Genomic DNA, 20,869 nt, shown 5'->3' on the forward strand with positions numbered 1-20,869 from the left:
GGGTCGCCCGCGCCCCGATGGGGAGACCGGAGCGTCTATCGGCGGTTGCGGGTGAGGCGCTGCACGACCTGCCAATAATGGACCGGCATCAGGCGTTCGATCACGGAGACGATCGTCGCGTCGGAGCCGACGAGGACACGGCGCCGCCGACGCTCGACGGCCCGGACGATGATTTCGCCGGCCCGCTCCGGGGGTAGCCTGAGCAGCGCGTTGATCGCCCGGCGGCCCTGCTCGCCCTCCTCGGCGGAGGTGCTGGCGGGGAGGCGTGCCGCGTTCGCGATGGAGGTTGCCACCCCGCCGGGATGGACCACGGTGACGCCCACCGGGCCACCCGCCAGTTCATGGGCGAGGGCCTGCGAGAAGCCCCGGACGGCGAACTTGCTCGCCGAATAGGCCGTCTGGCCCGGGGGCGCGATGAGGCCGTACAGGCTCGACAGGTTGACGATGCGCGCCTCCGGGCGGCTCAGCAGCATCGGCAGGAAGGCGCGGCTCATCCGGACCACGCCCCAGAAATTGATCTCCAGCAGCCACTCGAAATCGGTCTCGCTCACCTGCAGGAAGGTGCCTCCGAGGGCCACGCCGGCGTTGTTGACGAGGAGATCGAGACTGCCGTGCTCGGCGGCGACGATGGCGGGAAACGCCGCCACCGCCTCCCGGTCCGCCACGTCGAGGCGATGACGGGAGACACGCACGCCCTGCGGCAGGGATCGCGCGGTCTCGGCCGTGCCCGCCTCGTTCAGGTCCGCCAAGGCGAGGTGGCAGCCGCGGCGGGCGAGGGAGACCGCGAGGGCCCGCCCGATGCCGCTTCCCGCCCCGGTCACGACGGCGGTGCGCCCCTTCAGATCGAACATGGCCCCGTTCCCTCGGCAGGATGGAAGGCGGCCGATCCCCCGGAGCGCTCTGCGCCGGAATGGCCACCGGTTCGGCGCAAGAGAGCGCGTCACAACACAGGTTCAGGGCCGCGCACGGGACACGACAGAGTCCGATGGCCCGGCGATCGGGTCCGGCCCTAGGCCGCGCGGTTCGCGCCCTCGCGCCGGCCGCCGAACTCCATCGTGCCGTCGTCGAGGCGGCCGAAGCGGAGGTTGGCGAGGTCGAGCACGTAGTTCTGATGGAGCTTCCAGGGCCGCGCCGCCCCCTGTTTGGGCATGAGGTGGCGCGCCCGCTCGATATAGCCGGAGGTGAACCCGATCATCGGCTCCTCGCCGACGGCTCCGCCCCGGTGGGGCACGCACCACCGCTCGCCCCTGGCGTCCATCCGGTTCAGGAGGCGGCAGACATAGCCCGCCGTCAGCTCGCATTTCAGCGTCCACGAGGCGTTGGTGTAGCCCAGCGCCAGGGCGAAGTTCGGCACGCCGCTGAACATCATGCCCTTGTAGAAATAGGCCTGCGCGGGATCGAACGGCACCCCGTCGACGCTGAGGCGCACGCCGCCCATCATCTTGATCTTCAGTCCCGTCGCCGAGACGACGAGATCGGCGGGCAGGGTCTTGCCGGAGGTCAGACGCAGCCCCGTCTCGGTGAAGGTCTCGATCGTGTCGGTCTCGACGGAGGCCCGCCCCGCCCGGATCGCCTTGAACAGGTCGCCGTCCGGCACGAGGCAGAGGCGCTGGTCCCAGGGCTTGTAGCGCGGCGTGAAATGCGTTCCGACATCGTAGCCGGCACCGAGCTGGGCCTGGATGCCGCCGAGGATCCGGCGGGTCATGGCCTCCGGCTTCCGGCGGGCGAACTGATAGAAGAACATGCTCAGGGCGATGTTCTTCCACCGGGCCAGCCGGTGGGCGAGGGTGGCGGGGAGCCGTCGCTTCAGCCAGTGGGCGATACGGTCCCTGGCCGGCAGCGAGACGATGTAGGTCGGCGAGCGCTGGAGCATCGTCACATGGGCTGCCGTCCTGGCCATCTCCGGCACGAGGGTGACGGCGGTGGCGCCGCTGCCGATCACCACGACCCGCTTGCCCGCGTAATCGAGATCCTCCGGCCAAGCCTGCGGGTGGACGATCCGGCCGGAAAACCGGGTGGCCCCGGGCCATTCCGGCGCGTATCCACCGTCGTAATCGTAATAACCGGCGCAGACGTAGAGGAACTGACAGGTATAGGTGAGACGCCGCCGCTCCGGGCCGGCCTCGACCTCCACGGTCCAGCGCGCCTCGGGCGTATTCCAGGCCGCGGAGACCACGCGCTGCCCGAAGCGCATCCTGCGATCGATGCCGAATTCGGAGGCCGTCTGCTGGAGATACTTCAGGATCGAAGCGGCGTCGGCGATGGACTTGTCCTCGGTCCAGGGCCGGAAGCTGAAGCCGAACGTGTAGAGGTCCGAATCCGAGCGCAGCCCCGGGTAGCGGAACAGGGACCACGTGCCGCCGAGGGAATCCCGCCCTTCGAGGATCGCATAGCGCTTGCCGGGGCAGCGGGTCTGAAGCGCGTAGCCGGCGCTGATCCCCGAGATGCCGGCCCCGATCACCAGAACGTCGAGGTGTTCCACCTCGGCCGCCTGCCCGTCCCGTGCCGCAATCACCCGGTCTTCCGCCATCCGCATCGCAAGAAGCCCCCGCTGAATCCGTGCCCTCTTCTAAGGTATGCACCTTAAACCGGTCAACAGGTAATCACCTTAATTGAGCGCCGGGCGCGGAGCGTCTAAGGTCCCCGGGGTCTTAGAGGCTTCAGGTGAGACGCGGATGACGGGAGCGGGCGGCGCGGCGCAGGGGACGACCCGCTCCAGGGCGAAGCCCGGCGCACCCCGCAGGACGCGCGCCCGCATCCTGGAGGCCTGCCGCGCCCTCTTCAACGCGCGCGGACCCGGGACGGTGACGACGGCCGAGATCGCCGAGGCGGTCGGCATCAACGAGGGCAACCTCTATTACCATTTCCAGCGCAAGGAGCAGGTGCTGGAGGCGCTGTTCGCCGAGTTCGAGCAGGCCCTGCGGGCGACGGCCACGGCCTATGCCGCCAGCCACGATGGCACGGACCGGTACCGCACGTACCTCACGGGCTGGTTCCGGACGATGTGGGAATGGCGCTTCTTCTATCGGGACGGCGGGGTCGTCTTCCGCCTCGCGCCACAGCTCCGCCCGCGTCTCAAGACTCTCAGCGATGAGGGGCAGACCCTCACCCGCCAGGCCCTGGAGGCGATGGAGCAGGCCGGCCTGATGGCGATCCCGGCCGACCGGCTCGACCCGCTAGTGATCAACGCGTGGATCGTGTCCGCGTACTGGATCGATTATCTGCGCTCACGCCGGGGCATCGACGCGATAACGCCCGCCCATATCGACTGGGGTGCGCAGCAGGTTTTGAACCTGTTCCTCCCCTACCTGACGCCACAGGGCCGCGCCGCCACCGAGGCGGGCAGGCGGCCGGCAGCCTCCCGGGGAGCGGGCCGGCCCCCGCTCCGACCCGCCCAGGGCCGTCGTCAGCCCTTGTGAAGGAGCGGGGCCGGGGCCGGAGCCGCCGCCTCTCCGCCGCCGGTCGGGAACGGCACGACGATGCGCAGCCAGCCGCGGGTCTCCTCGTTGCGCTGCCGCAGGCCCGTGGCGCTCAGCGTCTCGCGGGCGATGACCTGCCGGGTCACGTAAGTCTGCACGGCGAACCGCCCGAAATTGTAGCCGATCAACCCGCCGACCGCGATGTAGCCCTGCGACTGGTAGCGGGCATAGAGGGGGTTGCCGCGGTTCACCGGCAGATCGGTGTAGGCATAGGCGACGGGGCCGATCTCGAAACGGCCGAACTTCTTCGTGGCCGTCAGGTCGAGGTTGATCGTGTCGGCATTGGGGATCGGGCCGAGCGCCGCGCCGACGGCGCCGCCGAAGCGGGCTGCGGGATCCAGCGTCAGGTTGTAGGTCAGCGCAGCCGTCAGGTTGAGGCTGCCGTCGCCGACGAAGGTCGTGAAGAAGCTCTGGCGCAGGGTCGTCGAGGCCGTCTGCGGGACGAGGGGCGTCCCGGCGAAACCGAGCCCGAGGGAGCCCCGGTCCCCCACCGGGAGATAGGCGCCGATCAGGTACGACACGCCGAGTCCGCCCCCGAGGTTCCAGGCGAAGGTGCTGCCGATGATCGGGTTGAAGAAGATGCTGGCATCCCGGTTGGGGATCGGCGCCGGGTTGTGCGGGCTCACGAACACGGACGGGACCGCGAGCAGCGGCTCGATTCGAGCGCCGAAGATCTTGTAGGGCGACGACCAGATGATCAGCGGAATGTTCACGCCGATGTCGGGGGCGTGGCGATAATCGGAGCGTCCGACACTGAACGTGTCGATGGCATAGAAACCTTCCGGAAGCGGAAAGCCGGCCGCGAGGCCGACCTGTTCGCCCGGTTGTGTGACCGGACTCGCGAAAGCCGCCGCGATCGAGCAAGCCATGGCAAGCGTTGCTGTGCCAATCGTCTTCAGCATCGAGCCCCCCTTGGTCCGACTTGTCGACGCGCCCGCGTCGCAGCTCGGACGTTTGTGGCGTTATAATTCCGTGCCGCCGGAGGGCACACTCATACGAAGGCACTCGCGTCGCAACGACAAAAGAAGCCAAAACAGAGAGATCGTGTGAGAATCGGGGGAGTTGTGTCAGGGAGGACACGGTAATGACCGGCACAGCACCATTTACACTGTACGCTTAGGCTCCGCGCGCGTTCTCGCAAAATAGTGCGCTTTTTCGAGGCCGCGTCGGCGAGCGCGGGCCTCACACCGGCTCTATAGCCACGCGGCTGCCGGGGGTCGTTCCCCGGCTGGGATCACCGCGCGGGGGCAGATCACGTCACGCCGCCCATCGTCATGTCGGGCTTCGGGACGCGGGCGGCAGCGTGCCGGGCGTGCTCTGTCACGTCCACGTGACCGCCGTCCGGATCCGCGCGGAGGAGCGCCTCCGATCCGCCCTGCGGGAGATCGAACCGCACCGGGCGCGCTTCGCTGCCCTGATCTCGCATCTGCCGTCCGGAGCCGGGCAGTTCGCGGCCGACGGGCATGCCCGGCTGACCAATCCGCTGGGCCGAGAGTTTCTCCCGGGTGGCAGGCCCCCTCCTCGATCCAAGGCGCAGCCGTTCGGGACGGGCTTCGATCCGGAAGGTCGGATCGTGGGCCCGCATGACGCCGCGCGCCGTTCGGGACGGTCCGGGTCTCTCCGCCGGTCCGGCGCGAATCCGAGCCGCCTGCGCGATTGGTCTTCTTCCAGTCCGAAACCCTTCGCTCACGCCCGGGGTTTCCAGGGGATAGTCCACAGGCGCGGGGCCGCCCCCGCCCCGGTTCGCCGCGTTGCAACACCGACCACCATCCCCGCGAGCGCCCAGCCCGGAACGGTCGTACCGCCCGGATCTGGCGCCCGCATCTCAGCCGATGGGAGAAGACGGCCATGCGAGCCCTGGTTTGGCACGGGAAGGAAGATATCCGCTGCGACACCGTCAGCGATCCGGAGATCGAGGACGGGCGCGACGCCATCATCAAGGTCACGAGCTGCGCGATCTGCGGCTCCGACCTTCACCTGTTCCACAACTTCATCCCCGCGATGCTGCCGGGCGACGTCATGGGCCATGAGACCATGGGCGAGGTCGTCGAGACCGGACGCGGGCTCAACGGCAAGGTGAAGAAGGGCGACCGCGTGGTGGTGCCCTTCACCATCGTCTGCGGCGAGTGCGACCAGTGCAAGCGCGGCTACTTCTCCGTCTGTCAGCGGAGCAACCGCAAGAAGCACCTCGCCGACAAGGTCTTCGGCCACACCACCGCGGGCCTGTTCGGCTACACGCATCTCACCGGCGGCTATCCGGGCGGCCAGGCCGAGTACCTGCGCGTGCCGTTCGCCGACACGACGGTCCAGAAGGTGCCCGAGGGCATCCCCGACGAGAAGCTGCTCTTCCTCTCGGATATCTTCCCGACCGGCTGGCAGGCGGCCGTGCAGGCCGACATCGAGCCCACCGATACGGTGGCGATCTGGGGCTGCGGACCGGTCGGCCAGATGACGATCCGTTCGGCCGTGCTGCTGGGCGCCGAGCAGGTCATCGCCATCGACTGTCTGCCGGAGCGGCTGGAGATGGCCGAGGCGGGCGGCGCCATCACCATCAACTTCGAGACCGAGAACGTCGTCGAGCGGCTCAATGAGCTGACCGGGGGCGAGGGTCCCGAGAAGTGCATCGACTGCATCGGCATGGAGAGCCACGTCAGCCCCGCCATGCCCGATACGATCTACGACCGGGCCAAGCAGATCGTCCTCGCCGAGAGCGACCGGCCGCACGTGCTGCGGGAGATGATCTACGTCTGCCGGCCGGGCGGCCTGATCTCGATCCCGGGCGTCTATGGCGGCCTGGCCGACAAGATCCCGATGGGCGCGGCCATGAACAAGGGCCTGACGTTCCGCATGGGACAGACCCATGTCCAGCGCTGGACCGGCGATCTCCTGCGCCGGATCGAGGAGGAGCAGATCGATCCCTCCTTCGTCATCACGCACGAGGTCCCGCTCGACAGGGGACCCGAGATGTACCGGGTGTTCCGGGACAAGCAGGACAGCTGCATCAAGGTCGTACTCAAGCCCTGACCCTTCGCGAGGAAGACCATGACGAACATCTCAAGCCTAGCGAGCCTCTCGAACATCACGCGCTCCGAGGGCGATCCGAAGGTCCTGCGCTCCGGGCCGAGTTCGCGCGGCGTGCCGGACAGCCTCGCCAAGGGGCTCGGCTGGTTCAGCCTCGGCCTCGGCCTCACCGAACTCCTGGCGCCCCGGAGCATCACCCGGGCGCTCGGCATGGAGGGCAAGGAGGCCCTGGTGCGCGTCTACGGCGCCCGGGAGATCGGCAGCGGGATCCTGTCGCTGTCGGTCGACAAGAACCTCGGCCTGTGGAGCCGGGTCGCCGGCGACGGTCTCGACATCGCGACCGTGCTGACGGCGTTCCGGCCGGACAATCCGAAGCGGGGCAATGTCGCCGTCGCCCTGGCCCTGCTGATCGGCATCACGGCGGTCGACCTGATCGACGCCCAGGCCAGCACGGCCCGGCACAGCCGCGCGGCGGGCCGGAAACGCTCCTATCGCGATCGCAGCGGCTTCCCGCGCGGCGTCCAGGCGTCCCGCGGCGCGGCCCGGGACTTCAAGACGCCGCCCGACCTGCGGCATGCCCCGCCGCTCGCATCGGTGTCGAAGCGGACCTCCGCCGCCTGAGGCCGGCCCGCTCGCGTCCGGACCGTATCGCCTGGGCGGCCGACCTGCAGGCTGGTCTCATCGGCACGCGGGCGCGTCCCGGAGATCGGTCCGGCCCCCTCGGCGGCACCGCGTTCGCCAACGTGCGGTTTCGCTGCGGCGATGCCGGTGCCGCGGGCATCCACGACGGCGCCGACACGGGTGGTCCGGCCCGCCCGCGTGAACATCGACGTCATCGCGCCGAGGCCGGTCAGCCGCGCCTTCGGCCGCCGCCTCATGCCGCGCGGCGATCGGGGCGGCCGCTGAGCCCCGGAAGAGGGGTGCGGGGACGCGGCGGGGAACGATCCGTGGCAGGACCATCGACGACGGGACTGCCCGAGCCGCCGCGCAGGGCGTAGGCAGGGCCGAGCACGCACGCCGACACCTGCCCACGAGGATGCCATGACCGTCAATGCCCTGCCGCGCGGGACCTCCGGCGACGGTGCCATTCCTGCGCCGGTACGACGGGCCGAGCCGATGGTCTGGCGCAATCCCCACCGCAGGGACGCCGCGTCGGTGCTGGCGGCGTCGGCGTTTTCCGAAGCCGACATGCGGGGTGCGGAGGCGCGCTGGCGGCGCTTCGATCCGCTCCTGGCCGCGCTGTTCGCGGGGACGGAGGACGGCCGGATCGACTCGCCGCTCATGCCGGCCGGACCCGATCTCGCCCGCACCCTGCTCGGCGACGCGCCCGGTTCCGTCTGGATCAAGGCCGACCACGACCTGCCGGTCACCGGCTGCATCAAGGCGCGCGGCGGCGTCTACGAGGTCCTGGCCTATGCCGAGACGCTCGCCGAGGCGGCGGGGCTCCTGCGGCCCGGCCTGTCCTACGCGGCGTTCGCGTCCGGCGCCTTCCGCGATCTCTTCGCCCGGCATAGCGTCGCGGTCGGCAGCACCGGCAATCTCGGCTTCAGCGTCGGCGTGATGGGCCGCGCCCTCGGTTTTCAGGTCGAGGTCCACATGTCGCACGACGCCAAGGCCTGGAAGAAGCAGCGCCTGCGCCAGCTCGGGGCGCGCGTCGTCGAGCATCCGGGGGATTACGGCCTCGCGGTGGCGGCCGCCCGGGACACCTTCCGGGACCGGGCCGACGCGCATTTCGTCGACGATGAGGATTCGGTCGACCTGTTCCTCGGCTACGCGGCGGCGGCGCTCGACCTTCAGCGCCAGCTCGCGGCGGCCGGGATCGCGGTCGATGCCGCGCATCCGCTCTACGTCTATCTCCCCTGCGGCGTCGGCGGCGCCCCGGGGGGCGTGACCTTCGGCCTGACGCTGCTGTTCGGCGATGCGGTGCGGCCGGTCTTCGTGGAGCCGGTGGCTGCGCCCTGCATGCTCGTGCAGCTCGCTGCGGGCCTCGACCGCCCGGTCAGCGTCTACGAGCTCGGGCTCGACAACCGGACCGCGGCCGATGGCCTCGCCGTCGCGCGCGCCTCCCTGCTGGTCGCCCGGACCGTCGGCCCGCTCATCGACGCGGTGGTGACCGTCCCCGACGCGGATCTGTTTCACTGGCTGAAGGTGCTCTGGACCGGCGCGGGGCTGCGCCTCGAACCCTCCGCGGCCTCCGGCTTCGCCGCCCTCGGCCGCTTCCTGGCCGAGGCGCCGCCGACGGATCTCGCCTCGGCCACCCACGTGGTCTGGACCACGGGGGGCGCGCATCTGCCGGACGCGGAATTCGAGGCTGCCCTGGCCCGCGCCTGATCCGGCGGCAGGCACGCGCCCTCCCCTGCGCCGGCGCCATCACGATGCACGGGCTCCTGGGCACGACCCGCTTCTCCGGAGCGATCGCCCGTGGGATCGGCATCGATTGCCTGGGCCGGGACTGCGGGCCTCAGGATCTCCATGACGTCCTGCGCGTCTGTTTCACGTGAAACACGGGCTGGCCCGGCAACCGGCTGCACCCGTCGCATCCGACAGACCCAAGGGCGCCGAATGTGGCGACGGATCGCGGCGCAGGGCTGCCGTCACGCGTGCTCCAGACGCAGGGCCACCTCGTTCCTGCACAGGCAGAACATGGCGCCGCGTATCCGCGCGGCGCCATCATCAACTCAGTAGCCGACGTAGCCGCCAGCGCCCTGGCTGGGGCGTGCCGGACCGCCGGTCCTCACGGACGGGGCCGCCTGCTGGCGCTCGGCCTGACGGTTGGCCAAGGCACGGCCGGCGACGCAGCCGCCCACCGCGCCCAGCACACCATGTCCGGCGTAGTGTCCGGCGATGCCACCCACGATGGCCCCCTTGATGCAGCCCTTCGCTTCGGCAGCCTGACCGGCGGCCAGCAGGGCACTCGCCGCAACAGCGGCCACGGCGACACGCTTCATCATCGTGATTGTCCTTGAGCGGCCTCATCGCCGCGGTCACGATGTAAGTGCTCGCGCTCTATTCGGAAGAGGGATGCGCGCAAAATTTCCCAACACCACCGACTTGTAATCGGCTTGTTCTTCCCCAGCCGACGAAATTCCATTGCCAGGATCCGGCTCGCCGAGATGAACATGACTTGAACACTATCCGGGCTGTCCGAAACCGAGCCCCGCGAACCCCGCCGCCCTTCCGACGCGATCGTGGTTCAGCCGGATGAAACGGGTTCCCAAAGGGCTGAAGCCCTTTGGCGGGGTGTCGGGGCGGAGCCCAGACGTCATCGCGCAGGGCTCTGCCCTGCACCCGCAAAAGGTCGCGGACCTTTTGAAACCCTGACGGTATCCGCCGATGACGTCGTTCTGACGCGATGGCCCGGTCGTGCGCCGGGCTCAGCCCGGGCTCAGGCCGGGCGCTTCTTGAGCAGGCCGACGGCTGCGGCGGTGACCAGGGTGCCGGCGGCGAGCGCCAGGACGGCGCCCGGCAGATTCGTCACGGCGTTCGGGATCGGCAGCACGAACAGGCCGCCATGCGGCACCTTCAGGGTCACGCCGAGCGTCAACGCCAGGGCGCCCGCCACCGCGGAGCCGGCGACCAGCGACGGGATCACCCGGAGCGGGTCGGCCGCCGCGAAGGGGATCGCCCCCTCGGTGATGAAGGCCGCGCCCAGCACCGCGGCCGCGCCGCCGGCCTCGCGCTCCGCCGGCGTGAAGCGGGCCGGGAACAGGCGGGTCGCGAGGGCCAGGCCCAGCGGCGGCGTCATCCCGCCGAGCATCACGGCGGCCATGGGCGCATCGACGCCGGAGGAGAGCAGAGCCGCCGCCGACGCGTAGGCGGCCTTGTTGATCGGGCCGCCCATGTCGATCGCCATCATGCCGCCGAGCACGAGCCCGAGCACCAGGGCGCTCGCCCCCTGCATGCCCTTCAGCCAGGTCGTGAGCGCCGCCAGCACCGCCGCCACCGGCACGCCGACCACGTAGATCATCAGGAGGCCGGTGACGGTGGTGGCGAGCAGCGGCAGGATCAGGACCGGCTTCAGCCCCTCAAGGGTCTTGGGCAGCCGGATATGCGTGTTGAGGAACCGGGCCGTGTAGCCGGCGATGAACCCGGCCGCGATGCCCCCGAGGAATCCGGCCTGGAGGTTGGCGGCCAGCATGCCGCCGATCATGCCGGGCGCGATCCCGGGCCGGTCGGCGATCGAGTAGGCGATGTAGCCGGCAAGCGCCGGGACGATCAGCGCGAAGGCCGCCTTGGCGCCGATCTGCCCGAGGGCGTAGCCCAGCGTGCCGGCATTGCCGGGCGCCATGGCGTCGATGCCGCCGACCGCGAAGGCGAGCGCGATCAGCAGGCCGCCCGCCACCACGAAGGGCAGCATGAACGAGACGCCGGTCATCAGATGCTTGTAGGCGCCGGCCTTCCGCTCGGCCGCCTCCGGCCCGGCGGGGGCCTCGGCGTCGCCGCCGGCCGCCTGCACCTGCGCCTCGGCGAGCGCGGTGGCGATCAGGCCCTTGCCGTCGCGGATCGCCGCCTTGGTGTTGGTGGCGTAGACGCGCTTGCCGGCAAACCGCGCCCGGTCGACGCCGGTATCGGCCGCGATCAGCACGATGTCGGCGGCGGCGATCTCGGCGGGTGTGAGCGTGTCGCGGGCGCCGACCGACCCCTGCGTCTCCACGCGGACCGTGTGGCCGAGCGCCTCGGCGGCCGCCTGGATCCCCTCAGCCGCCATGAAGGTGTGGGCGATCCCGGTCGGGCAGGAGGTGATCGCGACGATCCGCTTCGCCCCGGTCTCCGCCCCGGCCGCCGCCTCCCCGGGGCCGGACAGCACCCGGTCGAGGACGCCGTTGACGTCGGTGAGCACGTCCTCGATGGCCGCCCGCGCCCGGCGCAGGGACCCGAACCTTCCCTCGCCGAGATCGCCCGGGCCGACGAGCAGCACCGCCCCGGCCTCGCGGATCGCCGCCTCCGGCAGGGGGTTGGCGCCCGGCGCGCCGCGCAGTTCCAATGCGATCGGCTGGTTGCGCCGCTTGGCGGCCTTGCGCAGCGCCTCGAGGGCGAGGACGGCATGGGTGGAGAGGTCGCCGCCTCCGACCACCGCCAGCAACTGGGCCATGGGTTCCTCCCTAGTTTGGCTTCATCTCGGCCTCCGGGCCGAGGCGGCGCGGAGCGGATGGAAATACGCGTCGTCCCTGTCTCGACCTCATCCTGAGGTGCCCGCGTCAGCGGGCCTCGAAGGAGCCCTCCAGAAGACGCCGCGATCCCTGGAACCCTCCTTCGAGGCCGCCGCTTCGCTGCGGCACTTCAGGATGAGGTCGCGGTTTGGAGACCGGCGCAGCGTCCGTGCGCTCAGGCCTCGCGATGATCGGCGGGCGCCACGCGGACGGCGCGCATCAGCGCCTCGACGGTGGCGCGGGGCGGCAGGCTGGCGCCCGCGCGGGTCAGCTTCCCGGCCGCGAAGGCCACGGCCAGCCGGGCGGTCGCGTCGGGGTCGAGCCCGGCCCGGAGCGCCGCCACGAGGCCCGCCACCAGGGCGTCCCCCGCGCCGACCGTGCTGGCGACCTCGGTGGCGGGCGGCTCCGCGTGAACGCTCCCCTCCGGCGTCAGGACCAGCGCGCCCTCGGGCCCGAGCGAGACCACCACCACCGGGATGCCCCGGTCGCGCAGGCCCATCCCGGCGGCCCGCACGGCGTCGAGCGTCGGCAGGGCGTGCCCGATCCACTCCTCCAGCTCGTGCCGGTTCGGCTTCGCCGCGAAGGGCAGCGCCTCCGGCCCCGCATCGAGGACGGCGGCGAGCGGCGGCCCCGAGGCGTCGAGCACCACCCGGGCGCCCCGGGCCTTCAGGCGGCGCGTGAGCGCCGCGTAGGTGTCCGGCGGCAGCGCCCCGGGCAGGCTCCCGGCCAGCACCACCCAGGCGTCGCGGACGGCCAGATCGAGCAGCGTGGCCTCGGCCTCGGCGAAGCTGTCGTCCGTCACCCCGAGCCCGGGCAGGTTGATGTCGGTCGTGTCGCCGGTCCGCCGGTCGAGCAGTTTGAGGTTGGTGCGGGTCTCGCCGGGGACGCGCACGAAGCGGTCGGCGATGCCCTTCTCGGCGAAGACCTGCGCGAACGGGGCGGCGTTGTCCGCCCCCAGGATCCCGGTGGCGGTGACCGGCAGCCCCCAATCGGCGAGGCAGCAGGCGACGTTGACGCCCTTGCCGCCGGCATGGGACCGCACCGACCGGGCGCGATGGACCGTGCCGGGCTCCAGCGCGTCGAGCACGACGGTCTGGTCGATCGCCGGGTTGAGGGTCAGGGTGACGATCGGGCTCACGCGGCGACCCCCGGGGCGTGCTCTGAGCCGGCGACGAGCGCGGATTCCAGCGCCCGGACCGCGGCGGCATCCTCCTGCTCGCAGGCCTGGCTCGCCAGCGCCCGGAGCGCGCTCATGTCGGCGCCGCGCAGCCGCGCCTTGACGCCCGGCACGTCGCGCGGGGTCATCGACAATTCATGGACGCCGAGCCCCGCCAGCAGGCAGGCGCCGAACGGGTCGCCCGCGATCCCGCCGCAGACGCCCACGAAGCGCTTGTGGCGCGCGGCGCCCTCGCAGGTCATGTGGATCAGCCGCAGCACCGCCGGGTGCAGGGAATCCGCCTCGGGGGCGAGTTCCGTGTTCTGGCGGTCGATGGCGAGCGCGTATTGCGTGAGGTCGTTGGTGCCGATCGAGAAGAAGTCGCAGTGGCGGGCCAGCGCATCGGCCTGGATCGCGGCGGCCGGCACCTCGATCATGATGCCGAGCGGCACGTAGGGGGCGCCGATCTCGGCGCGGATCGTCTCGGCGATGCCGCGCAGGCGCAGAACCTCCGGCACGGAGGTGATCATCGGCATCATGATCGAGAGCGGCGCGTGCTGGCCGGTCGGGGCCGCGGAGCCGACATGGTCCTTCGCCGCCCGGTAGAGGGCACGCAGCTGCGGCTCCAGCAGGTCCGGCCGGCGCAGCAGCAGCCGCGCGCCGCGCACGCCCAGGAACGGGTTCTCCTCCTTCGGCAGGTGCAGGTGCGAGACCTGCTTGTCGCCGCCGATATCGAGGGTGCGCACGATCAGCGGACGGCCGCCCAGCGCCTTCAGCATGCCGGCATAGGTGGCGTACTGGTCGTCCTCCGAGGGGGTGTCGCCGCGCTCCAGGAACAGGAACTCGGTGCGCATCAGGCCGACGCCCTCGGCACCCTGATCGAGCGCGAAGGGGACCTGCTCGGGATTGTTGACGTTGGCGCCGATCGCGAGGGCATGGCCGTCCCGGGTGCGGGCGGGCAGCGCGCGCGCGCGCGCCTCGTCCTCGGCCTGCCGGCGCTGCCGGTCGCGCCACGCCTCGGCCGACGCGAGATCGGCCCGGCTCGGATCGAGATAGAGGCGGCCGGTGCTGCCGTCGAGGATCGCCTTCGTGCCGTCGGCGAGCCCCAGCAGCCCGGGGCCGCCGGCCACCAGGGCGGGGATGCCGAGCGTCCGGGCCAGGATTGCCGTGTGGGAGGTCGGGCCGCCCTGGGCCGTGGCGAGGCCGAGCACCCGGGTCGGATCGAGGCCGGCCGTGTCGGACGGTGCGAGGTCGGGGGCGATCAGGATGCAGGGCTCCTCCGGCAGCGCATGCCCGCTCCTCAGGGCCGGGTCGATCTGCGCCAGGACCCGGCGGCCGACGTCGCGGAGGTCCGCGGCCCGCCCGGCCAGGACCGGGTTGCCGAGGGCGGCGAGCTGGCCGGCGATGCGCTCGACGGCCGTATGCCACGCGAAGGCGACGCCGTGGCCCTCGACCATGAGCTGGCAGGTGAGCGTGATCAGGTCCGTGTCGGCGATCAGCTCGGCCTGGGCGCGGAAGATCCCGGCATCGGCCTTGCCGAGGCGCCGCTCGGTGTCGTCGGCCAGCGCCTTGAGCTGATCGGTGGTCACGGCGAGCGCGTGATGGAGGCGGTCGGCGCCGGTGGTCAGGGGCTCGGGCGCGTCGGGGACCGTGATCTCCGCGCCGGCCAGCACGTGGATCGGCCCGATGCTGATCCCGGGGCTCGCGCCGATCCCCGCCAGGATCCGCGGCGCGTCCGAGGGGTTCCAGCCGGCGACCGGACCGGCCGCCAGGGCGGCGGCTTTGGCGGCGGCCTCCGCGGCCCGCTGCGCCGCCGCCTTCTCGCCGGCGCTCAGACCCGTCACCGCCGCGCAGATCTTCGCCAGGGCGCCCGCCTCGTCGTCGCCCTCGGTCGAGATCGTGATCTCGTCGCCGCAGTGCAGGCCGAGCTGGAGCAGGCCGATCAGGCTCTTGGCGTCGGCGACCTGGGTGCCGTGACGCACCTGGATCCGGGCCGGGCAGGATTTCGCCACCTCGACCCAGTGGGCGGCGGGCCGCGCATGCAGGCCGGTGGGATAATCGACCGTCCAGTCGAAGCGCTGGCGCAGGTCCGCGGCGGGAGCCGATCCAGTCTGGCCCGACGCGCCCGGAACCGTATCCTGCGACAGGGCCTCGACGATGTCGCCCTCGCGCGTCGTGGTGCGCAGCTGCTCCAGCCGCGCCTCGTCCTGAATCAGGCGGGTCAGCCGGCGAAGCACCGTGATGTGGGTGTCGGACTGCGCCGCGATCGCCACCACCAGATGGGCCGTCTGCCCGTCGTGCCAGAGGATGCCGTCGGGCACCTGCAGGACCGCGAGGCCGCTGTGGCGGACGAGGTGCCGGTCGTCGACCATGCCGTGTGGAATGACGACGCCGTGGCCGAGATAGGTGTTCGCCACCCCCTCGCGGCGCAGCATGCTCGCGCCGTAGCCCGCGTCGATGCAGCCGGCGGCGGTCAGGAGCTGGGCGGCCTCGCGGATCGCCGCGTCCTTGTCGGCGGGCGCGGCCCCGGTGCGCACGAGGATGCGCGGCGCACATGTCGGTGTCGGTGCGAGCATGGCGTGCCCTCCTCCCGTCGCGAGCGACGACTCCCCGGCCGCCTGTTCGTTGCGGTCACTGAAAACGTTTTCACAACGCATGTCAACATCCGGCGCTGTCGAACCCGGGCGTTTCGGTTGTGCCTCGACCGGTAGAGTGTCAATGATCGTGCAACAGGGCTGGAAACGATTTCCGGATGGTCCGGCGATGAAGGTGGGAATCCGCGATGTCGCCCGCGCGGCGGGCGTCTCGACCGCGACCGTGTCGCGCGCCCTCGGCCAGGGGCCGGTGAGCGAGGCCCTGCGCGAGCAGGTGGAGGCGGCGGTGCGCGCCACGGGCTACCGGCCCAACCTCTCCGCCCGGCGGCTACGCTCGCAATCGGCCCGGACGATCGGCCTGATCGTCGCCGACATCCGCAACCCGTTCTTCACGGCGGTGAGCCGGGCCGTGGAGGATGCGGCCTTCGGCGCCGACATGCGGGTCATCCTGTGCAACACCGACGAGGATCCCGCCCGCGAGGCGATGTATCTGCGCCTGATGGAGGAGGAGCGGGTCACCGGCGTGATCTTCGCGCCGACCGTGACCACCACGAAGGACCTCGGCGCCCGCGCGTTCGACTTCCCCGTCGTGCTGATCGACCGGTCGGGGCCGCCGGGCGCCTATGACAGCGTCGTGCTCGACAACGGGGCGGCCTGCGCGACCCTGGTCGATCACCTCGCGGCCCAGGGTTACGCCCGGATCGGCGGCCTGTTCGGCTCGACGAGCTCGACCGCCCTGGAGCGCCGGGCGGGGTACGAGGAGGCCCTGCGGCGGCATGGCTTGGCGCCGCGGATCCGCAGCGTCGCCCCGAACGCGGCGGCCGCGATGGAGGAGGCCGCGCGCTGGTTCCAGGAGGCCGACCGGCCGGAGGCCCTCATCGTCTCGAACGGGCTGATCCTGATGGGGGCGGTGCGGGCAGCCCGCGCCCTGAATCTGGCGCTCCCGCGCGATCTGGCGCTGGCCGGGTTCGACAACGAGCCCTGGACCGAACTCGCCGAGCCGGGCCTGACCGTGATCGAGCAGCCCGTCGCCGAGATCGGCGCGCAGGCGATGCGGCTGCTGTTCGAGCGGATCGAGCGGCCGGATCAGCCGGTCCGGAAGGTGGTCCTCAGCGGCTGCCTCCTGGCCCGCGGCTCGACACGGGCGCGGTGACGGTCCACGTGATGGGCATCGTTGACGTCCGGGAGCTGGATGGAGAGCGCCCCATGCTGACGGAGACCGGACGAGCCACTGCGCAGCGGCCTGGGGCTGCGCCGGATCGCGCTGCAATCACGGCGGACGACACGCGTGCGCCGACAGCCTCGGCGGGCGCCACGAGCCCTCTCTCCCGTGCAGACTTGCGGCTTCACAGAACCTCATCGGATAGGGCTGGCGGGCACCGCGCATCTCCCGCCCCCCTTGCGGGGGAGGGGCGGGAGGGCGCGTTGGCCGGCGACCCGGATTATCCCGCCGCGGCCCGGGCTTCGGCCGGAACCCGCCGTATCGCGCGGGGGACGGCCGCGTGAACGTCCTCCGCCTGACGGCCGGCCGGGGCTACGCCGCGGCGACCCGCTGGTTCGTCGGGGCGGCGGCGGCGGCGCTCCTGCTGGCCGATCTCGCCGTCACCAGCCTCCATCCCTGGGCCGACCTGCGGCGCCTGCTCGCCGGCCTGATCCACCCGGATTTCCCGGCGGTCGAGATCTGGAGCGTCGTCTACACCGTCGCCTTCGCGATCCTCGGGGTCACGATCGGGGCCGGGGCCGGCTTCGTCCTCGCCATCCCGTTCGCCAAGGTCCGGAGCGTGCGGCTCGCCTGCGCGGGCCTGCGCTCGGTCCACGAATTGTTCTGGGCGCTGCTGCTGACGCAGGTGTTCGGCCTGTCGGCGATCACCGGCATCCTGGCCATCGCGCTGCCCTACGCGGGCATCTGCGCCAAGGTCTATGCCGAGATCATCGAGGAGGCGGATCTCTCCGCCCTGCGGGTCCTGCCGAAGGGGGCCGGCGCCCTCTCGGCCTTCCTGTACGCGCGCCTGCCCGAGGTCGGCCCGGCCTTCCGCCACTACACGCTCTACCGGTTCGAATGCGCCATGCGCTCGACCCTGGTGCTCGGCTTCATCGGCCTGCCCACCATGGGCTTCTACCTCGAATCCGCCTTCCGGCAGGGCCGCTACGCCGAGGCCGGGGCGCTGCTCCTGATCTTCTACCTGCTGATCGGCTCCCGCCGCCTCTGGATGCGCCTCTCGACCCTGCCGGTCCTGCTCGTGGGCAGCATCCTCGCCCTGCCCGAGACCGTCGGGACGACCGACTGGCTCACCAGCCTCGGCCGCTTCCTCGGCCACGACATCGTGCCGAGCCCGCTCCGGTCCGGCGCGCTCCTCGACCCGGCGACCTGGGGCCGGTTCTGGGTCTGGCTCCGGCCGATCGTGACGGAGCAGATCCTGCCCGGCACCCTCCAGACGCTGGTGCTCGCCCAGATCGCGCTGGTCGCGACCGGCCTCGGCGCGCTGGTGCTGTTCCCCCTCGCCTCGCGCCGCTTCGCCGGGCCGATCGGGCAGCCCTTCGGGCGCGTCCTCCTGGTGGTGGTGCGCTCGACGCCGGAATACATGCTGGCCTACGTGCTGCTGCAGCTCCTCGGCCCGTCGATGCTGCCGGCGATCCTGGCGCTGACGATCCACAATGCCGGCATCGTCGGCTACCTGATGGGGCGCCACGCCGACGGCCTCGCCTACCGCCCCGACGCGCCGACCGGCCTGAACCTCTACAGCTACGAGACCGTGCCCCGGCTCTACGGGCAGTTCCTGGCCTATCTGCTCTATCGCTGGGAGCTGATCCTGCGCGAGAGCGCGATCTTCGGCATCCTGGGGGTGGCGACGCTGGGCTTCTCCATCGACGCCGCGATCTCGGAGGTGCGCCTGGACGTCGCCGCGCTGCTGATCGTGGCCACGGCGCTCCTGAGCATGCTGGTCGACGCCCTGTCCCGCGCCCTGCGCCGGTCCCTGCGCCTGACCGATCTGCCGACGCGCCTGTCCCAGCCGCTGCCCGAATCCCGGGTTTCCAAAGGGCTTCAGCCCCTTGGCGGGGTTCGGGGGCGGAGCCCCGAGCTCGGGCGAAGCCCGGCACCAGGGCTCCGCCCTGGACCCGCGAAAGGTCCCGACCTTTCGAAACCATGACGTGATGCGCCTCGCGAGAGGGCGCCCTACGCCTCCGGGAGGGGCGGCGCCGGCGGGCTCACGCGGCTGTCCCGGCGCAGGCCGACCCCGCTGGTCCCCTGCGCCATCATGGCCCGCAGCAGGGCCTCCATCTGGTCGGCCGCCGCCTCGACCGCGAGCCCGTCCTGCCGGATGTTCGAGATGCAGTTGCGCCGGGAATCCGGCAGGCCCGGTTCCGGCGCACAGGTGATGTAGCAGCCGAGGCTGTCGGAGGCCGACAGGCCCGGCCGCTCGCCGATCAGCACGACGACGCAGCGCGCCTTGAGCCGGGCGCCGATCGGATCGCCGATCGCCACCCGGCCCTGCTGCACCACCGCGACCGGCGCGAGGCTCCAGCCGGCCCGCCGCACCCGCGCGGCGAGCGCGGCGGCGGTGGGCACCGCGTTGAGGGCGACCGCCGTGGCCGAGAGCCCGTCGGCGATCACCAGGGCGACGTCGAAGCCCGTTCCAAGCCCGTCGAGGACGGCATCCGAATCCGGGTGCAGGATGCGCCCCCGGTCGGGTCGGCGCAGGTACTCGGCCCGGTCGGCGGCGTTGGCGCGGAGCTCCACCGCGTCGAGCCCCTCGGCCCGCAGGGCCTCGCGGATCGCCCCCGTATCGAGGGGCGTCCAGACCGCCTCGCGGGCGCGGGCATGGTCCAGCCCGAAGGCGAGCGCCGCCCCGGTCGGCAGGCCGGCGCCGTGGGCACCCAGCGCGATGCGGGCCTGGGTGAGCGCGCGCAGGTCGCGCAGCGACGGGGCGCCGGCATGCTTGGTTTCGGGCGCGCTCATGCCGCCCGTCCCGGCAGGAGGCGCGACGCCTCGGCGAGCGCCGGGGGCAGTTCGCCCGCCGCACCGGCGAGCCGGCCCTGCGCGTCGGTGATGCGCACCGCGCGCAGCCACGCCTCGAATTCCGGGGCCGGCGGGCGGCCCAGGGTCTCGCGGGCGAAGACCGCATCGTGGTGGGAGAGGGACTGGTAGTTCAGCATCACGTCGTCGGCCCCCGGCACCGTGATGACGAAGTTGACGCCCGCCGCGCAGAGCAGGGTCAGCAGGGCGTCCATGTCCTCGCCGTCGGCATCGGCGTGGTTGGTGTAGCAGACGTCCACCCCCATCGGCAGGCCGAGCAGCTTGCCGCAGAAATGGTCCTCCAGCCCGGCCCGGATGATCTGCTTGCCGTTGTAGAGGTATTCCGGCCCGATGAAGCCCACGACCGTGTTGACGAGGAGCGGATCGAATTCCCGCGCCACCGCGTAGGCGCGCGCCTCCATGGTCTGCTGATCGACGCCCCAATGCGCATCCGCCGAGAGGGCGGAACCCTGGCCGGTCTCGAAATACATGCATTGCCCGCCCTCCGGGCAGCGGCCCAGCGCGCGCGCCGCCTCGGCGGCCTCGCGCAGGACGGCGAGATCGACGCCGAAGCCGGCATTGGCCTTCTGCGAGCCCGCCACCGACTGGAACACGAGGTCCACCGGCGCCCCCCGCGCCATGGCCTCGATCGCCACGGTGACGTGGCCGAGGCAGCAATGCTGGGTCGGCACGTCGAGGCGCAGGCGCAGGGTCTCCAGGAGCTCGACGATCCGGATGTAGTCCGGAAGCGAATCCGTGGCCGGGTTCACGCCGATCACCGCGTCGCCCGAGCCCATCAGCAGCCCGTCGAGGGCCGAGATCAGGATGCCGGCCGAGGAATCGGTCGGGTGGTTCGGCTGGTTGCGGGTGGCGAGGCGGCCGGGCAGGCCGATCGTGGAGCGGAAGCGCGTCACCACCGGCCGCTTGGCGGCGATCGCCACGAGATCCTGCAGCCGGCAGATCTTTGAGACGGCCGCCACCATCTCGGGCGTCAGACCGGGGGCCAGCGCCGCGAGCGCCTGCGCGTCGGCCGCCGGCGCGAGCAGCCATTCCCGGAACGCGCCGACCGTCAGCGACGCCACCGGCGCGAAGGCCGTCGGATCATGCCGGCGCGCGATGAGGTCCGAGACCTCGTCCTTCTCCGAGGGAATCAGCTCCTCCGCCAGGAAGGCCTTCAGCGGCAGGTCGGCCAGCGCGATCTGCGCGGCGAGGCGCTCCACCGGCCCCTCGGCGCAGAGCCCGGCCAGCTGATCGCCGGATCGCTCCGGCGTCGCCTTGGCCAGCAGGCTGCGCAGGTCCGGAAAGGTGAAGCGTGTGCCTTCGATCGTGGTCGCGTAGGCCATGGCTGGCGCTCCAGGCGAGCTGTCCGCCGTCAGGTATCACGGTCCGGCCGGATTGCGAGGGCCGCACGCCGAAGCCGGGCGCCCGACCTCGAAGACGCGCGTGGCTGGCTG

16 protein-coding genes are annotated in these 20,869 nt (G+C 71.8%); 6 read left to right on the top strand and 10 right to left on the bottom strand.

The annotated features are described in order from the left end of the window. Nucleotides 1-35: 35 nt before the first annotated feature. A complete protein-coding gene (locus FVE89_RS14825) occupies nucleotides 36-851 on the bottom strand; it encodes an SDR family oxidoreductase (RefSeq protein ID WP_160534700.1) in 816 nt (271 codons plus the stop codon). A gap of 158 nt (nucleotides 852-1,009) precedes the next feature. After that, nucleotides 1,010-2,530 (bottom strand): NAD(P)/FAD-dependent oxidoreductase, encoded by a 1,521-nt coding sequence (locus FVE89_RS14830; RefSeq protein ID WP_160534881.1) that lies wholly within the window; start codon nucleotides 2,528-2,530, stop codon nucleotides 1,010-1,012. A 145-nt stretch (nucleotides 2,531-2,675) separates the two neighbouring features. Here FVE89_RS14830 and FVE89_RS14835 point away from each other — a divergent pair, with 145 nt between their 5' ends. Next, nucleotides 2,676-3,419, top strand: a complete 744-nt coding sequence (locus FVE89_RS14835; protein WP_160534701.1) for a TetR/AcrR family transcriptional regulator — start codon at nucleotides 2,676-2,678, stop codon at nucleotides 3,417-3,419. Here FVE89_RS14835 and FVE89_RS14840 read toward each other — a convergent pair. Beyond that, nucleotides 3,407-4,381: a transporter gene (locus FVE89_RS14840; protein WP_160534702.1), complete on the bottom strand. Its 975-nt coding sequence runs from the start codon at nucleotides 4,379-4,381 to the stop codon at nucleotides 3,407-3,409. The genes FVE89_RS14835 and FVE89_RS14840 overlap by 13 nt on opposite strands. 350 nt (nucleotides 4,382-4,731) lie before the next feature. Further along, entirely contained in the window at nucleotides 4,732-4,875 is a 144-nt protein-coding gene (locus tag FVE89_RS14845) for a hypothetical protein (RefSeq protein ID WP_160534703.1), read from the bottom strand. Nucleotides 4,876-5,327: 452 nt separating this feature from the next. Between FVE89_RS14845 and FVE89_RS14850 the strand changes: the two genes are divergently transcribed. The 3 genes from FVE89_RS14850 (at nucleotide 5,328) to FVE89_RS14860 (ending at nucleotide 8,831) form a co-directional block, all read left to right on the top strand. Continuing rightward, nucleotides 5,328-6,503: a zinc-dependent alcohol dehydrogenase gene (locus FVE89_RS14850; protein WP_160534704.1), complete on the top strand. Its 1,176-nt coding sequence runs from the start codon at nucleotides 5,328-5,330 to the stop codon at nucleotides 6,501-6,503. 18 nt (nucleotides 6,504-6,521) lie between these two features. Then, entirely contained in the window at nucleotides 6,522-7,121 is a 600-nt protein-coding gene (locus FVE89_RS14855) for a hypothetical protein (RefSeq protein WP_160534705.1), read from the top strand. A 420-nt stretch (nucleotides 7,122-7,541) separates the two neighbouring features. Further along, complete coding sequence (locus FVE89_RS14860) at nucleotides 7,542-8,831, top strand: D-serine ammonia-lyase (protein WP_160534706.1); 1,290 nt, start codon at nucleotides 7,542-7,544, stop codon at nucleotides 8,829-8,831. A 347-nt stretch (nucleotides 8,832-9,178) separates the two neighbouring features. Here FVE89_RS14860 and FVE89_RS14865 read toward each other — a convergent pair whose 3' ends face one another. The 4 genes from FVE89_RS14865 to ptsP form a co-directional block, all read right to left on the bottom strand. Then, on the bottom strand, nucleotides 9,179-9,448 hold the full coding sequence (locus FVE89_RS14865) for a hypothetical protein (RefSeq protein ID WP_160534882.1): 270 nt from the start codon (nucleotides 9,446-9,448) through the stop codon (nucleotides 9,179-9,181). 437 nt (nucleotides 9,449-9,885) lie between these two features. After that, nucleotides 9,886-11,592, bottom strand: a complete 1,707-nt coding sequence (locus FVE89_RS14870; RefSeq protein ID WP_160534707.1) for a PTS fructose transporter subunit EIIBC — start codon at nucleotides 11,590-11,592, stop codon at nucleotides 9,886-9,888. A 233-nt stretch (nucleotides 11,593-11,825) separates the two neighbouring features. Then, nucleotides 11,826-12,788, bottom strand: coding sequence for a 1-phosphofructokinase (gene pfkB, locus FVE89_RS14875; protein ID WP_160534708.1), 963 nt, complete (start codon nucleotides 12,786-12,788; stop codon nucleotides 11,826-11,828). Next, nucleotides 12,785-15,382: a phosphoenolpyruvate--protein phosphotransferase gene (gene ptsP, locus FVE89_RS14880; protein WP_160534709.1), complete on the bottom strand. Its 2,598-nt coding sequence runs from the start codon at nucleotides 15,380-15,382 to the stop codon at nucleotides 12,785-12,787. Before ptsP ends, pfkB begins: the two co-directional genes overlap by 4 nt. A 187-nt stretch (nucleotides 15,383-15,569) precedes the next feature. On the opposite strand from ptsP, the gene FVE89_RS14885 reads away from it, so the two are divergent. Continuing rightward, on the top strand, nucleotides 15,570-16,553 hold the full coding sequence (locus FVE89_RS14885) for a LacI family DNA-binding transcriptional regulator (RefSeq protein WP_160534710.1): 984 nt from the start codon (nucleotides 15,570-15,572) through the stop codon (nucleotides 16,551-16,553). A gap of 349 nt (nucleotides 16,554-16,902) precedes the next feature. Next, nucleotides 16,903-18,549, top strand: coding sequence for an ABC transporter permease (locus FVE89_RS14890; RefSeq protein ID WP_342389719.1), 1,647 nt, complete (start codon nucleotides 16,903-16,905; stop codon nucleotides 18,547-18,549). Between the two features lie 26 nt (nucleotides 18,550-18,575). Here the strand turns inward: FVE89_RS14890 and eutC are convergent, their stop codons facing one another. Then, the gene (eutC, locus tag FVE89_RS14895) at nucleotides 18,576-19,358 is read right to left on the bottom strand and encodes an ethanolamine ammonia-lyase subunit EutC (protein ID WP_160534711.1); all 783 of its coding nucleotides are present in this window, start codon (nucleotides 19,356-19,358) and stop codon (nucleotides 18,576-18,578) included. Then, nucleotides 19,355-20,758 carry an ethanolamine ammonia-lyase subunit EutB gene (locus tag FVE89_RS14900; RefSeq protein ID WP_160534712.1) on the bottom strand — a complete coding sequence of 468 codons (1,404 nt, stop codon included), beginning with the start codon at nucleotides 20,756-20,758 and terminating at the stop codon, nucleotides 19,355-19,357. The genes eutC and FVE89_RS14900 overlap by 4 nt, the downstream gene beginning before the upstream one ends. Nucleotides 20,759-20,869 lie beyond the last annotated feature (111 nt).

Origin of the sequence: Methylobacterium sp. 2A, assembly GCF_009806555.1 — a bacterium.
Classification (GTDB): Bacteria; Pseudomonadota; Alphaproteobacteria; order Rhizobiales; family Beijerinckiaceae; genus Methylobacterium.